At 71.6% G+C, this 14,545-nt stretch carries 11 protein-coding genes; 5 read left to right on the plus strand and 6 right to left on the minus strand.

Translation table 11 applies throughout. The features are described 5' to 3' along the window. Nucleotides 1-109 precede the first annotated feature (109 nt). Nucleotides 110-505, minus strand: coding sequence for a RidA family protein (locus ABZX96_RS33075; protein WP_355551573.1), 396 nt, complete (start codon nucleotides 503-505; stop codon nucleotides 110-112). A 136-nt stretch (nucleotides 506-641) separates the two neighbouring features. Between ABZX96_RS33075 and ABZX96_RS33080 the strand changes: the two genes are divergently transcribed. Beyond that, nucleotides 642-1,616, plus strand: coding sequence for a WYL domain-containing protein (locus ABZX96_RS33080; protein ID WP_355551576.1), 975 nt, complete (start codon nucleotides 642-644; stop codon nucleotides 1,614-1,616). A gap of 548 nt (nucleotides 1,617-2,164) precedes the next feature. On the opposite strand, the gene ABZX96_RS33085 is transcribed toward ABZX96_RS33080, so the two are convergent. Beyond that, complete coding sequence (locus tag ABZX96_RS33085) at nucleotides 2,165-2,680, minus strand: lytic polysaccharide monooxygenase auxiliary activity family 9 protein (RefSeq protein ID WP_355551579.1); 516 nt, start codon at nucleotides 2,678-2,680, stop codon at nucleotides 2,165-2,167. Between the two features lie 534 nt (nucleotides 2,681-3,214). Between ABZX96_RS33085 and ABZX96_RS33090 the strand changes: the two genes are divergently transcribed. The 3 genes from ABZX96_RS33090 (at nucleotide 3,215) to ABZX96_RS33100 (ending at nucleotide 9,255) form a co-directional block, all read left to right on the plus strand. Beyond that, a complete protein-coding gene (locus ABZX96_RS33090; RefSeq protein ID WP_355551581.1) occupies nucleotides 3,215-4,093 on the plus strand; it encodes a glycoside hydrolase family 19 protein in 879 nt (292 codons plus the stop codon). Nucleotides 4,094-4,514: 421 nt separating this feature from the next. Beyond that, a complete protein-coding gene (dnaE, locus tag ABZX96_RS33095; protein ID WP_355551584.1) occupies nucleotides 4,515-8,081 on the plus strand; it encodes a DNA polymerase III subunit alpha in 3,567 nt (1,188 codons plus the stop codon). Between the two features lie 226 nt (nucleotides 8,082-8,307). Further along, entirely contained in the window at nucleotides 8,308-9,255 is a 948-nt protein-coding gene (locus ABZX96_RS33100; protein WP_355551587.1) for a hypothetical protein, read from the plus strand. 54 nt (nucleotides 9,256-9,309) lie between these two features. Here ABZX96_RS33100 and ABZX96_RS33105 read toward each other — a convergent pair whose 3' ends face one another. Then, nucleotides 9,310-9,654 (minus strand): DUF779 domain-containing protein, encoded by a 345-nt coding sequence (locus ABZX96_RS33105; RefSeq protein WP_355551644.1) that lies wholly within the window; start codon nucleotides 9,652-9,654, stop codon nucleotides 9,310-9,312. Nucleotides 9,655-10,089: 435 nt separating this feature from the next. Between ABZX96_RS33105 and ABZX96_RS33110 the strand changes: the two genes are divergently transcribed. After that, nucleotides 10,090-10,593 (plus strand): RICIN domain-containing protein, encoded by a 504-nt coding sequence (locus ABZX96_RS33110; protein WP_355551590.1) that lies wholly within the window; start codon nucleotides 10,090-10,092, stop codon nucleotides 10,591-10,593. A 250-nt stretch (nucleotides 10,594-10,843) separates the two neighbouring features. Here the strand turns inward: ABZX96_RS33110 and ABZX96_RS33115 are convergent, their stop codons facing one another. From ABZX96_RS33115 to ABZX96_RS33125, 3 genes are read right to left on the minus strand one after another with little or no spacing between them, the layout of a single operon-like run. Continuing rightward, complete coding sequence (locus ABZX96_RS33115; RefSeq protein WP_355551593.1) at nucleotides 10,844-11,818, minus strand: ABC transporter substrate-binding protein; 975 nt, start codon at nucleotides 11,816-11,818, stop codon at nucleotides 10,844-10,846. Nucleotides 11,819-11,857: 39 nt separating this feature from the next. After that, complete coding sequence (fes, locus tag ABZX96_RS33120; RefSeq protein WP_355551596.1) at nucleotides 11,858-13,228, minus strand: enterochelin esterase; 1,371 nt, start codon at nucleotides 13,226-13,228, stop codon at nucleotides 11,858-11,860. Next, entirely contained in the window at nucleotides 13,225-14,433 is a 1,209-nt protein-coding gene (locus tag ABZX96_RS33125; protein WP_355551598.1) for a nucleotide disphospho-sugar-binding domain-containing protein, read from the minus strand. The genes fes and ABZX96_RS33125 overlap by 4 nt, the downstream gene beginning before the upstream one ends. Nucleotides 14,434-14,545 lie beyond the last annotated feature (112 nt).

The raw sequence follows: 14,545 nt of genomic DNA on the forward strand, positions 1-14,545 counted from the left end.
CGTGCCGGTACGACCGGCACGAGCGGCGGAGGCGGCCAGGTCACCTCATGAGCGGCGGAGGCCGCGAGGTCACATGAGCACCGTGAGCACCGGAGACCGCGAGGTCACCTCACGCGACGGCGGTCCCCTCCAGCTCGACCATCAGGGTGGGTATCGCCAGGCGCGTCACCCCGAGCATCGTGGAGGTCGGCGCCACCTCGGCGGCGCCCAGCCGCGCCGCCAGCACGCCGTAGTGCCGGAGGAGCAGGTCGACGTCCGTCGTGTAGACGTTGAGCCGGACGAGGTTCGCGAGGGACATCCCGGCCTCGCCGAGTACGGCCTCCAGGTTGTCGACGCTCAGCGCCAATTGCGCCGCCATGTCACCGTCATGCTGGGGCTTGCCGTCACCATTCGTCGCGGTCTGCCCCGAGATGTACAGGGTCCGGGTGTGCCCGGAGACGACCTCGCCTTGGTTGAAACCCATCCCCACGGACCACGTCACCGGGTTGACCGCGGTTCGTTCCATTGCCACATCCGCTCCATTCGAGTCATCGGGATACGCACGACCATCGACTCGGTGGCCACCTTCTCCGATGTCGTGGTGACAAGCCTCCCCGCTAATCACGACATCCTTGGTCATGTATTCGCTTTACAGTTTTGGCATGCGCGCCGACCGATTGGTCTCGCTGGTCCTGCTGCTGCGCCAGCGAGGCCGGCTGACCGCTACCACGCTCGCCCAAGAACTGGGGGTGTCCACCCGCACCGTGCTGCGCGACATCGAGGCGCTGTCCGCGTCCGGTGTCCCGGTCTACGCCGAACGCGGCCGGCACGGTGGTTTCGCGTTGCTGCCCGGCTTCCGGACCGAGCTCACCGGGCTGAACCATGACGAGGCCCTTGCCCTGCTGACCGCCGGGTCGGGGCGCGGCGAGCAGGTCTTCGGCCTCGGCTCGGCGCTCGCCTCGGCCATGCGGAAGGTGGTCGACGCGCTGCCCGAAGGCCACCGGGCCACCGCGAGCGACGCGGCCCAGCGTTTTCTCGTCGACCCGGAGACCGATCTGCTCTCCCGTCGGCGGGCCACGGAGGAGGTTCCCGGCACCACGATGATCGAGGTCCGGCGCGCGGTCCTCGCCGGGCACAAGCTGCGCATCCACTACGCGGCCACGGGCCAGGCGGCACAGTGGCGCACGGTGGACCCGATCGGCCTGGTCACCGTGCGCGACCGGGCCTACCTGCTGGCCACGAGAGGCGGCGCGGACCGCACCTACCGGCTGTCGCGGGTGCTGGCCGCCGAGGAACTCCCCGAAACGGCACAGCGGCCGGACCGGGTCGACCTGGTCCGGACCTGGCGAGAACGCTCCGCACGGTTCCTCTCCGGCGGCGACCACATCACCGTGCTGGTACGGCTGCACCCGGCGCGGCGGGAGGAACTGCTGGACACCGCCCTGGCCGTGCGCGCGGAGGAACCCGACGCGGACGGCCGGCTGCGGCTGGAGGTCACCTTCCAGGACGCGCGGCACGCCGAATGGGCCCTGTGGCAGCTCGGCATGGACGCGGAAGCCCTGTCCCCGCAGTCGCTGCGCGCCTCCCTGCGCGACCGTGCCGCCGCGATGGCCACCCGCTACGGAGATGCGTCCTGAGAGCGAGAGGCGCCGAGCCTCCACAGAGTGAGAGGCGCCGAGCCTCCACAGGCTTTGTGCTTGAGCCCCCACGGGCTTCGCGCTTGAGCTCTCACGGGCTTCGCGCCGCCATGTGAAGGGCTTGCCCGAGACGGGCCTCGCACCGCAACACGAAGGGGATGGTCCGACCGGTACGCGGGTGTGCGAGGGGCGGCGGCCCCCGGACACCCCGTTCAGCGCCCCCGGTATTCCGGGTGTTCCGCCGTGATTCCGCAGGAAGACGTGCTGGACCCCTACGTTGACTGGCTCCGGGCCAATATACTCAGCAGGTCTCCGGATGACCGTCTGACTGGGCGGTGGTCCGGTGTGGCCACTCAATTCGGGCGACGCGGGGGATCGCCCGAATTGGGTGGCTTTGTTGTGCGTGGGGGAGGGGGCGAGAGCGGGGCGGTGATCTGGTGTCCGCGAGAACGCTGACGGGGTGGGTGGCCCGGAGGTGTCTCCCCGGGCCGCCCACCCCGCGATGAGATGCCGGCGTCAGCGCGTGCCGACGCCAGCGCACGTCGGCGTCAGCGGACGTCGACGTCGATGCAGGCGTAGAAGGCGTTGGCGGTGTCGGCGATGTTCCAGACGGCCAGGACCTTCTGCTTGCCGGTGCGGTTGCCGAAGTTGACCTGGTGGGTCACGGTCTCGCCGGGCCGTGCGCCGTGGTCGTTGAACTCGGCGATCTTGGCGCCGTTGGCGTAGTACTGCCAGGTGCTGGTGGCGTGACGGGCGGTCAGCTTCCAGTTGAAGGCGGTGGTGCGGCTGACCTGGGTCACCTTCCAGCCCTTGCTGTCGTTGTCGAGCTCGGCGAACGACGCGTTGCCGCCGCTGCAGCTCCGCAGGCCCTTGGGGCCCTCGACGCTCTGCGGCTCGTACTTGATGGGCCCGCACGGAACGGTCCGGGCGGCGCACTGCGCCTGGCGGCTCGGGGGCGAGGAGATGTAGCCGTGCGCACTGGCCGAGCTTGCGGGCAGGGTGATGGCGAGGAGGGGAGCGACGCCGGCGCCGAGGACGACCGCCAGCCTTCTCTTGCTGTTCATGTCAGCTCCTTCACGGTGGTGACCACCGGAGCCGGTGGCGCCGGCCGGGGGTGGCCCGGCCCGTACGCCGTCCGTCTCCTTCTCGGCGGCCGTGTTGGGGGCAACGTGAAGAGGACGTATCCCCGGGGCTGGGTCCGCGGTCGCCGCGCGCGTCGGCGGTCGCGAACCGGGCGCCCCGATTCACGCTCGTACAGGTCTAGACCTTAGCTGTTGAATGTACGCCGTCAACAGTTGCGGCACGAATGAGGCGACCGATTTCACCGGACGATGATCCTCCATTCGTACGGGCATCAGAGTGTCATCTCCTTGGGGTGAAACGGTGGTTGGTTTTCGGCCGTCGTGATGTTGGTGTGGACATGGTCGATCGGTCGCCCTACGCTGTCGGTGGTCTAGACCGCGCCACCGATCGTTCGCGGTCGCGTACGACGGACCACCGGCAACGGCGCGACGGGCCCCGCCCTCCCCTCGGCGGCGGCAGCGTGCCCACATCCCACAGCGACCGCCGTCCGCCGCGGTCGCGCGAAGGAGTCGGCAATGAGATCACGTATAGCGGCGCTGATCAGCACCGGAGCGATGGCCGTGGGGCTCGCGGTCGCGGTGCCCGCCGGACCCGCCGCCGCGGCGAGCTGCGCCACGCCGTGGAGCTCGTCCGCCGTCTACACCGGCGGGAAGACGGTCTCCTACGGCGGCCACAACTGGGCCGCGAAGTGGTGGACCCAGAACGAGACGCCCGGGCAGTCCGCCGTCTGGTCCGACCAGGGCACCTGTGGGGGCACGACGACGCCCGACCCGTCCGGGTTCGTCGTCAGCGAGGCGCAGTTCAACCAGATGTTCCCGAACCGGAACCCGTTCTACACGTACGCGGGCCTCAAGGAGGCGCTCAGCGCCTACCCCGCGTTCGCGAACACCGGCGACATCACCGTCAAGCGGCGCGAGGCCGCCGCCTTCCTCGCCAACATCAGCCACGAGACCGGCGGCCTGGTGCACATCGTGGAGCAGAACACCGCCAACTACCCGCACTACTGCGACACCACGCAGCCCTACGGCTGCCCGGCGGGCCAGGCCGCGTACTACGGTCGCGGACCGATCCAGCTGAGCTGGAACTTCAACTACAAGGCCGCGGGCGACGCGCTCGGCATCGACCTGCTGCGCAACCCGTACCTGGTGGAGCGCGATCCCGCGGTGGCCTGGAAGACCGCCCTGTGGTACTGGAACACCCAGACCGGTCCGGGCACCATGACGGGCCACCAGGCGATCGTGAACGGTGCCGGGTTCGGCGAGACCATCCGCAGCATCAACGGCACGCTGGAGTGCAACGGCGGGAACCCGGCGCAGGTGCAGAGCCGGATCAACAACTTCCAGCGGTTCACGCAGATCCTGGGGACGACGCCGGGGGACAAGCTGGGCTGCTGACGCGGCGTTCCCGCTGAGCGGGATGACGCGCGGGGCGGTGGGACGGGCCGACGGCCTTTCCCACCGCCCTTTGCGTGTATGGGGTGGCCTTCCGGCCGGCCTTCGGTGCGTGCCTTCCGTCGGCCCTCGGCGGGTGCCGTCCCCGGCCCTCGGCGGGTGCCTCCGCCGTGCCGCTCTTTCGCGTGTTCGGGGGTATTCCGAAACCCGTCGCTTTTCCCGCCCCAAATGATCGGATGATGCCGTCAACATTTCTGATCCGGTGGCCAAAGGACGGCTTTCCGTCATCGTCCGAGGTCGTCGTTCGGTATCGTCTCCGACCTCTTTATCCGAGCGGTACGGCGACGGCCGCGACGGGCGATCGGCGCCGGTCCGAGGGCTAGGGTGGGGGCCCTCCGCACCCCCTCCCCTAGGAGCCCGTCCGGTGCCCGACAGCTTTGTTCACCTCCACAATCACACCGAATACTCCATGCTCGACGGGGCCCAGAAGCTCAAGCCCATGTTCGCCGAGGTGGAACGTCAGAAAATGCCCGCGGTCGCCATGTCCGACCACGGCAACATGTTCGGCGCCTACGAATTCCAGCAGGTCGCCGCGAGCACTGGCGTCAAACCCATCATCGGTATCGAGGCGTATGTCGCCCCCTCCTCGCGGTTCAGCCGCAAGCAGGAATTCTGGGGCCCCGGCGGGCAGCGCGCCATGGCGGACGACGGGGAGGGCAGCAAGGACGTCTCCGGTGGCGGGCGGTTCACCCACATGACGATGTGGGCGCAGACCGCGCAGGGGCTGCGGAACCTCTTCCGGCTCTCCTCGCTGGCGTCGTTCGAAGGGCAGTTCCCGGCCGGCAAGCCGCGCATGGACCGCGAGCTCATCGCCGAGCACGCCCGCGGCATCATCGCCACCACCGGCTGCCCCTCAGGCGAGATCCAGACCCGTCTGCGCCTGGACCAGTACGACGGGGCGCGCGAGGCCGCCGCGTCCTACCAGCAGATCTTCGGCAAGGAGAACTACTTCCTGGAGCTGATGGACCACGGCCTGGACCTGGAACGCAACGTCCGCGAGGGACTGCTGCGGCTGGCCCGGGAGCTGGACATCCCGCTGCTGGCCACCAACGACGCGCACTACATCACCGAGGACCAGGCCGACGCGCACGACAACCTGCTGTGCATCGGCGTCGGCAAGAACAAGGACGACCCCAAGCGCTTCCGCTTCAACGGCACCGGCTACTACCTCAAGTCCGCCGCCCAGATGCGTGAGCTGTTCGGCGAACTGCCGCAGGCGTGCGACAACACCCTGCTGATCGCCGAGCGGATCGAGCCCGACGCGTACAAGGAGGTGTTCGCCTACGTCGACCAGATGCCGCAGTTCGACGTGCCCGAGGGCGAGACCCAGGAGTCGTGGCTGCGCAAGGAGTGCGAGCGCGGGCTGCGGGCCCGCTACGGCGACCCGCTGCCGCAGGAGGTCGCCGAGCGGTTCGAGACGGAGATGGCCGTCATCGGGCCGATGGGCTTCTCCAGCTACTTCCTGGTCGTCGCGGACATCTGCAAGTACGCCCGGGACCACGGCATCCCCGTCGGTCCCGGCCGCGGCTCGGCGACCGGCTCGATCGTCGCCTACGCCACCCGCATCACCGAACTGGACCCGCTGGAGCACGGACTGCTCTTCGAACGGTTCCTGAACCCCGAGCGCCTCAACCCCCCGGACGTCGACCTCGACTTCGACGACCGCCAGCGCGACACCATGGTCCGCTACGTCACCGAGAAGTACGGGGACGCCTACACCGCCCAGGTGAACACCTTCGGCACCATCAAGGCGAAGGCCGCCGTCAAGGACTCCTCCCGCATCCTGGGCTACCCCTTCGCCATGGGCGACCGCATCACCAAGGCCATGCCGCCCGACGTGATGGGCAAGGGCATTCCGCTGACCGGCATCTTCGACCCGGAGCACGCCCGTTACGGCGAGGCCGGCGAGGTCCGGCAGATGTACGAGAACGACGCCGACGTGAAGAAGGTCATCGACACCGCCAAGGGCATCGAGGGCCTGACGCGGGGCACCGGTGTGCACGCCGCCGCCGTCATCCTGTCCAAGACGCCCCTGATGGACCTGATCCCGCTGCACATGCGGGCCAAGGACGGCGTGAAGATCACCGGGTTCTCGTATCCGCAGTGCGAGGACATGGGCCTGATCAAGATGGACTTCCTGGGCCTGCGCAACCTCGGCATCATCGACCACGCCATCAAGGTCATCGAGGCCAACCGGGGCGTCGCCCTGAAGACCGAGCACATCCCGCTCGACGACACCACGACCTACGAACTGCTCGCCCGCGGCGACACCCTGGGCATCTTCCAGCTCGACGGCGGCCCGATGCGCGCCCTGCTCAAGCTGATGGAACCCACCCGGTTCGAGGACATCGCGGCGGTCCTGGCCCTGTACCGGCCAGGCCCCATGGCCGCCAACGCGCACACCAACTACGCGCACCGCAAGAACGGCCGCCAGGACATCACCCCGATCCACCCCGAGCTGAAGGACGCCCTGGAACCGATCCTGGGCACCACCTTCCACCTGCTCGTCTACCAAGAGCAGATCATGGCCATCGCCCGCGAACTGGCCGGATACAGCCTGGGCGGCGCCGACCTGCTGCGGCGGGCCATGGGCAAGAAGAAACCGGAGGTGCTGGCCGCCGAGTGGGAGAAGTTCCACGCCGGGATGCGGGGAAACGGTTACACCGAGGAGGCGGTCAAGGCGCTGTGGGACGTCATGCTGCCCTTCTCCGGTTACGCGTTCAACAAGTCCCACACCGCCGGCTACGGGCTCGTCTCCTACTGGACCGCCTACCTCAAGGCGAACTACCCGGCCGAGTACATGGCCGCGCTGCTGACCTCGGTGGACGACGACAAGGACAAGGCCGCCGTCTACCTCGCGGAGTGCCGCAAGATGGGTATCCAGGTGCTGTCCCCGGACGTCAACGAGTCCGTCGCGGACTTCTCCGCCGTGGGGGACGACGTCCGCTTCGGCCTGAAATCGGTGCGCAACGTCGGCTCGAACGTCATCGAGTCCCTGGTGGCCACCCGCAAGGAGAAGGGGAAGTACAGCAGCTTCACCGACTTCCTGGACAAGGTCGAGGTCACCGTGTGCAACAAGCGCACCGTCGACTCCCTGATCAAGGCCGGGGCCTTCGACTCGCTCGGGCACACCCGCAAGAGCCTGTGCGACGTGCACGAGGACGCCATCGACGCGATCATTCCGGTGAAGAAACAGCAGGCCATCGGCCAGGACGACCTCTTCGGCACGATCAGCGGGGAGGACGCGGGCGCCGGCGTCGGCCTCGACGTCAAGCTGGGGGAGGAGGAGTGGAACCGCAAGGCCAAGCTGGCGCTGGAACGGGAGATGCTCGGCCTGTACGTCTCCGCCCACCCGCTGGACGGCGCCGAGCACATCCTCGTTCGCAACCGCGACCTGTCCATCGCCGAACTCCTCGGCTCCGGCCAGACCCAGGGCGTGGTCAAGCTCGCGGGCCTGGTCACCGGCGTCGAACGGCGGATGACCAAGCAGGGCAACGCCTGGGCCATCGTCCACCTCGCCGACCGCGACGCCGGGGTGGAGGTGTGCTTCTTCCCGGCCTCCTACCAGCTCGTCCAGCACGCGCTGATCGAGGACAGCGTCATCGCCGTCGAGGGCCGGATCAACGACCGCGACGGCAGCATCAACATCGCCGGCCAGAAACTCACCGAGCTGGACATCTCCTCGGCCGAGCACGGCGGCCGGCCGGCGGTGACCATCGTCCTGCCCCGGCACCGCGCCTACAGCCCCGCCGTCGTCGCCGAGCTCAAGCGCATCCTGCGGGCCCACCCCGGCGAGAGCCCGGTCCGGCTGCGCGCCGAGGGCCCGGACCGCACGACGGTCTACGCGCTCGGCTACTTGATCAACCCCGAGCACCTCGCCTCCGAGATCAAGGTCAGCTTCGGCCCGGACGCGTGGGCGGGTGGGGGCTGAGGGCCTTTCCCGGGACGGGCGGCCGTACGGGGTGCGGGGCCGCGCCGGGCGACGGGAGAGGGGCGATGACGGTCGTCGGGAAGCGCCGCGCCGGGTGACGGGAGCGGGGCGGGACGTGCGCCGGTGACGGCCGTCCGGAGGTGGACCGTGTCGAACACGCCTGGTGGGACCGATACGATCGGCGCATCCGTGGCCGTTGTGCAAGGGCCGTCGCCAGGAGGAAGAGATGGGCTTGTTCCGCCGTGGACCGAAGCGGGACCCGCGGGAAGCCCCGCGCGACGCCGAGTTCGCCTTCTTCTCCGAACGGGAGGGCGGCGTCTTCCGCTCCCAGGTCCGGCAGGCGTTCGCCGAGCAGGGGCTGGAGGTCACCGTCTACGCCGGGGTCGTCGCCGACTCCTCCGGCCGCCGGTTTGGCCTGGGCAACCTCGCCGCCGTCTGCCACCGCGACCGGCGCGGCGAGCGCTGCTGGCCGGCCATGATCCGGGACCACGTCGGCAAGGTCCTGCGCACCATGGATGGCCCGCAGCCGCTCGAAACCCTCTCCGAGGACGAGATCCGCTCCCGCCTCTACCCCAGGATCGTCGCCGAGGAGACGCTGCCGCCCTCCGACTCCTTCCGCTACGGCCGCACCCCCGCCCCCGGGCTGCGCGAGGTCCTGGCCCTGGACCTGCCCGAGGCCGTCCAGATGCTCAGCGAGGACTCGCTGATCGACCTCGGGGACGTGGCCGAGCTGCGCATCCGCGCGCTGAACAACCTCCGCGCCCTGCCGATCGAGGGGCACGAGACGGTGCGGCGCGGTGACGGGGCCGCCTTCGAGGTGGTGCTCGGCGACTCCTTCTTCACCGCCAGCCGGGTACTCGTCCTGGACGACCTGGTGCGGCGGATCGTCGGCGGCGGCCTGACGGCGAACGGCGCGCTGGTGGCCCTGCCCTTCCGCCACCAGCTCGCCTTCCACCCCATCCACGACGCGCACGTCATCCCGGCGCTCCAGGCGATGGCGCAGTTCGCGGCGACCGGGTACACGGACGCGGCCGGGGCGATCAGCCCCAACGTCTTCTGGTGGCGGCAGGGCGTCATGACGCGGCTGAGCGAGCCGGACGGCGACCGGCTGCGGGTGGTCGTCGACGTGGAGTTCCAGGACATGCTGGAGCGGCTGGTGGAGGACGAGCCCTGACGGGACGGCCCGGGGCCGGGCGGCTCGGGGCCGTCCCGTCAGGGGCCGCGCCGGTCAGTCCTCCGTTTCGCCCAGGGCCCGGCACTCCTCGTCCGTGAGCAGCCGGGAGCGGATCAGGAAGCGGACGCCCTCGGGGGCCTCCAGGGAGAAGCCGCCGCCGCGCCCCGGGACCACGTCCACTGTCAGATGGGTGTGCCGCCAGCGCGCGAACTGGTCCGCGGACATCCAGAACCCGACCGGTTCGGCGACCCCCTCCACCGCCAGCCGCCCCAGCAGCACGTCCGACGAGCCCGTACGGAACTCCCCGGCCGGATAGCACATCGGCGAGCTGCCGTCGCAGCAGCCGCCCGACTGGTGGAACATCAGCTCCCCGTGCAACCCGTGCAACCGCCGGATCAGGTCGGCGGCGGCCGGGGTGAGCGCGACGCGGGAGGCGCCGGCGGGAGCGGGTGGGGCGGACGGCGCGCCGGGCGCGGGGCCCGCCGCAGGGTCGCCGGAACGGGTGGGGGAGGGCGCGGTCGGGGAGTCGAGGTGCTGCCGGTGCATGGGCCGTCCCTTCGTCGGTCGTACGGAGGTCGTACGCCGTCGCGCCGGGCGCTGCCGCCGGTGACGGCGGGCGGTCGTCCCAGCCGGCCCGACGACCCACCGGTCCCGCCGCCCGGCCGACGCGGTGACCGAGGCCCACTGTCCGGCACCCGCCGGGGGATCGGCAAGCGGCAGGCCGGAATGTTCCGCCTCCCCCATTCGGGCGCCCCGGCAGGCCGGTGGCCGTGCGCCGGACGAGGCTGGAGCCACCACCATCCGGTGGTTCCCATCGCACGAGAGGAACACCTCATGCGCATATCCCATGCCCTCCCCGTCGCCGCCCTGGCGGCCACGGCACTCCTCGCCTCCGCGGGGTCCGCCGGCGCCGAAACGCGCGCGCCCGAAGGGCTACTGCACGTGCAGACGTTCGCGGGCAAGTGTGTGGATGTCGCGGACGGTTCGCCCGCGGACCACGCGCCGCTGATCCAGTACACCTGTCACGGCGGTGCCAACCAGCAGTTCCGTCTGGTCCCGGTGGGCGACGGCCGTTTCCAGGTCAGGACGTTCGCGGGCAAGTGTGTGGACGTGGCGGACAATTCGGCCGCGGACCACGCGCCGCTGATCCAGTACACCTGTCACGGCGGTGCCAACCAGCAGTTCCGTCTGGTCCCGGTGGGCGACGGCCGTTTCCAGGTCAGGACGTTCGCGGACAAGTGTGTGGACGTGGCGGACAACTCGGCCGCGGACCGCGCCCGGCTGATCCAGTACACCTGCCACGGCGGTGCCAACCAGCTGTTCCGCCCGTACTCCTGAGCCCGGGGGGCACCCCGGACCATGAGGCGGCACCCCGTCCGTTCCCGCTCACGGGCCGGAACGACCGGCGCGCGACGCCGGCGGCCGTCCCGCTCGCGGGAACGGACGGATCGCGTGGGCCCGTTCCCACGGACCGGAGCGGGCCCGTTCACCACGGCCCGGACCGGGCCCGTACCGCGCCGGGGCGGGCACCGCCCGTCCCCCGGCGCGGTACGGGCCCGGCGTGGTACAGCCCGCCCGGCAACAGGCCTCAGCCCTTCTTCGTCAGCGCCTTCCGCACGTCCGTGAGGACGGCCTCGGCGGCGAGCGGGCCGCCCGAGCTGTTCCAGGCGGAGCCGTCGACCACCACGACGTGGTGCTTCTCGGCGGCCTTGAGCTTGGTGAAGTTCGGTACCGCGGTGGCTTCCTTGAGGCCCTTGTCCCCGGCGTCCTTGGCGCCGAGCGCGCCGAGGAAGATCCAGTCGCCGTCGATGGCGTCCAGGCGCTCCAGGCTCACCGGCTCGCTGTGGCCGCTGCTCTCGCCCTGCTGGTTGCGGGGGCGCTTGAGGCCGAGGGCGGCGAGGGTGTCGCCGACGTGCCCCTTGCCCTTGCCGACGATCGAGGGCGCGCCGTTCTGCCAGCGGATGACGCTGGTGACCGCCCCGGCGTTGGCCCCGAGGCCGTCCTTGACGGTCTTGAGGCGGGCGTCGAAGGAGGCGAGCCACTTCTGACCGTCGGCCTTCTTGCCGAGGGCGTCGGCGGTGGCGGTGAAGGCGTCCCGCCACGGGGCGTTCAGTTTGGCGGTCAGGACGGTGGGGGCGATCCGGCTCAGCTTGTCCTGGACGCGCTTGGCGCCCACCGTCTCGTCGAGCAGGATCAGGTCCGGCCGCATGGCGGCGAGCTTGTCCAGGTCGGGCTCGGCGACGTTGGCGACGATCTCGGCGGACGTGGCCTTCGGGGCGAGGTACCCGGCGACGCCGGACTGACCGCGGCCACTGGTGGCGCCGATCGGCTGGGTGCCCAGGGCGAGCGCGGCGTCGAGGGTGGGCTCGCTGAGCGTCACGACCTTCTTGGGGGCGGCGGGCACCTCCACCTTCTCGCCGTTGGCGTCGGTGACGGTGCGGGTGCCGCCCTTCTTGCCGTCGGCGCCGTCCTTGCCGCCGGTGGCGCCGTCCCCGCAGGCGGAGAGGGTCAGGGCGCAGGCCAAGGCGGCGGTGAGCAGGGCGGCGGGTCGGCGGAAACGCATCGGTGGTGCTCCTTGGGTCTACGGAGAGTGGGGTGGGGGTCAGCGGGTTCTGGAGGTGGCGGGGGTGTCGGTGCTCCAGGGGGCCGGTGGCCTTCCCGGGCCGAGGAGGGAGATCAGCCCCTGGGCGAGGGCGACGGACCAGCAGGCGTAGTCGTGGCCGCCGTTGAAATCGGAGCCGGTGACGGGGTAGCCGTCGGCGCGGAGCGCCTGGCGCAGGGCCCGGGTCTGTTCGAGCATCCCCCACTCGTGCAGCCCGACGTCCAGGTGCACCCGCAGTTGGCGGGGTGCCCCCTCCACGTAGCGGCGGGTGATCCACGCCAGGTCGTCGGCCGGTTCGCCCGGGGGCCGCCACCACATGGACGGTGACTGGGCCAGGACGTTGCCGAAGCGGTACGGCGCGGCGTACCCGGCGTACAGGGCGGTGAGCCCGCCCAGGCTCTGACCCGCGATGACGGTGCGGGCCGGGTCGAGGCCGACCGGCAGGCGGCCGGCCGCCCAGGGCAGCAGTTCGCCGGCCAGGAAGTCGACGTACGCCGGGTGGCCGCCGAACTCCCGGGCCCGGGTGGCGTTGTCGACGGCGTGCGGGGCGAGCACGGTCAGCGGCGGGATCGCGCCGCCGGTGACGAGGCCGTCCAGGGTCTCTTCCAGGTGCAGCTGGCCGAACCACATGTCGCCGTCGAGCAGGACGAGGGTGTCGGTGAAGGGGCGTTCGCCGGCGCCGTCCGCCCCACGTCGCGCGGGTGGCTCGTACACCCACACCTCGCGCGGTGTGCCCAGCGCCGCGCTCGTCACCTGGTGCCGGTGCACCGTGCCGCGCGGGGTGCCGGGGCGGGGAGGCGTCCAGGGGCGGACGGGGGCGTGCGGGAGGGTGAAGACGGAACCGGCCGGTCCGTCCCAGCGGGTGGCGATGGTGCGGGGGTTGAGCGGGTCGCGGACGGCGGTGGCGGCCAGTCGGCCGAGTTCGCAGGCCGGGCGGCCCTCGGTGTCGGGGGCGATGCGGTACGAGCCGCGGTGGTCGCCGCGCAGCCGGTAGGTCAGGTGCCACACGTCGGTGCCGGGGAGCCGGCGCATCAGGCTCGCGGCGAGGTCGGCGCGGTCGAGCAGCCGGTTGACCAGCAGCAGCACCTGGCGGGTGGAGGCGTCGCCGCGCCACAGGAAGGTGACGGCGCGGTGCCCGGGGTCGCCGTCGAGCGGTTCGGTCAGCGGTGTGCCGGTGGCTTCGACCTCGGTCCAGAAGCGGGCGAGTTCGGCGGCGTGTTCGTCGGGGGAGGCGCATGCGGCGAGTTGGGCGGCCAGGCGGGTCAGGCGCGGGCTGTGCGTGGTCTCGGCGGGGGAGGGGCGGGGGGTGCGGGGTGGTCCGGCGGGGGGTGGTGGGGCGGTGCGGGCGGCGGTGCTCGTCGGGGTGGTCATCGGGTCGCTCCGGGGGTTCGGTGGGGTCCGTGGGTTCCGCCGGCTCCGGCGGTTCCGTGGGCGAGGGCGAGTTCGACCAGCCGCGGGACGGTCTCGGCCGGGCTGGGCATCGCGGCCATCTCCTCGGCGGCCTCGCGGGCGGCGGTGGCCAGGGCCTCGTCCTCCAGGAGCCGCCGCACCAGGTCGCGGCCGGGGCGGTCCGGGCCCGTGAGGGCCGCCGGGTCCTCGGGCACCAGGCCGCAGCCGCGGGCCCGGACGGCCGCCGCGTTGGCCGGCCGGTCGGCGCCCTCGCCGAGGACGATCTGGGGCAGGCCCGCGTCCAGGGCGGTCAGGGTGGTGCCGGCGCCGCCGTGGTGGATGGTGGCGTCGCTGCCGGCGAGCAGCGCGCCGAGCGGGGTCCACTCCACGGGGCGGACGTTCTCGGGCAGCGGGCCGAGGCCGGACAGGTCGGCGCCGCCGAGCGCGAGCACGAACTCGGCGTCGGTGACGCGGGCCGCGTCGATCACCCACTCGATGGGGGAGACGCCGTCCACGACCGGGCGGACCGTGCCGAGGGTGACCGCGATCCGGGGCCGTTCGCGCTCCTCGAACAGCCAGTGGGGGAGCGCGCCGCCGCCGTTGTAGGGGACGTGGCGCAGGAAGCGGCGGTGCGGTTCGGCGGTGGCGCTCATGCCGGGCGGGGTGACGTCCAGCCAGGCGGCGAGCGGGTTCGGGCCGGTCAGGCCGTGCCGGGCGTAGCCGTCGGCGAGGGCGTCGTTCATCATCGCGACGTGCCGGCCGGTGTGGCCGAAACCGACCGCGTGCAGGACGGAGGGCACGCCGAGGGCGGCGGCCACCAGTTGGCCGGCCACGCCGTTGGGCGTGTGCACGACGAGGTGGGGCCGCCAGCGGCGGCCGATCTCGACCATGGTGTCGGCCATCTCCTCGCTGAAGAAGGAGAACCCCTTGCCCTTGGGCGCCTGCCCGCGCTCTCCGGGGGCGGGCGGCTTGCCCTGGCGGCCCTTCTCCATGGCGGCGTACAGGGCGTCGGGGTCTATGCCGGGCGCGCAGTCGACGGCCGGCAGCCCGGCCGCGACGGTGTGGCCGACGGCTTTCCCGCAGGTGGCGACGAGGACGTCGTGGCCCGCGGCGCGGAAGGCCTGGGCCAGCGGGACCAGCGGGTAGAGCAGCCCGAAGAAGGGCGGCCCGGCGAACAGGACACGCACGACAACCTGCTTTCTCCTCCGACGCGGCGTCAGTTTCCGGACTGGGAACGGGCGTTGCGACAGAGCGGTACGGGACGGCGGTTCACGGGGGAATGTGGGTCAGCTCACATGA

The sequence above is a fragment of the Streptomyces sp. NPDC003077 genome (assembly GCF_040611095.1).
Classification (GTDB): domain Bacteria; phylum Actinomycetota; class Actinomycetes; order Streptomycetales; family Streptomycetaceae; genus Streptomyces.

Coding starts and splice junctions, on each gene's coding strand:
- ABZX96_RS33075 (WP_355551573.1), bottom strand. CDS start 505: ATGGAACGAACCGCGGTCAACCCGGTGACGTGGTCCGTGGGGATGGGT.
- ABZX96_RS33080 (WP_355551576.1), top strand. CDS start 642: ATGCGCGCCGACCGATTGGTCTCGCTGGTCCTGCTGCTGCGCCAGCGA.
- ABZX96_RS33085 (WP_355551579.1), bottom strand. CDS start 2,680: ATGAACAGCAAGAGAAGGCTGGCGGTCGTCCTCGGCGCCGGCGTCGCT.
- ABZX96_RS33090 (WP_355551581.1), top strand. CDS start 3,215: ATGAGATCACGTATAGCGGCGCTGATCAGCACCGGAGCGATGGCCGTG.
- ABZX96_RS33100 (WP_355551587.1), top strand. CDS start 8,308: ATGGGCTTGTTCCGCCGTGGACCGAAGCGGGACCCGCGGGAAGCCCCG.
- ABZX96_RS33110 (WP_355551590.1), top strand. CDS start 10,090: ATGCGCATATCCCATGCCCTCCCCGTCGCCGCCCTGGCGGCCACGGCA.
- ABZX96_RS33115 (WP_355551593.1), bottom strand. CDS start 11,818: ATGCGTTTCCGCCGACCCGCCGCCCTGCTCACCGCCGCCTTGGCCTGC.
- fes (WP_355551596.1), bottom strand. CDS start 13,228: ATGACCACCCCGACGAGCACCGCCGCCCGCACCGCCCCACCACCCCCC.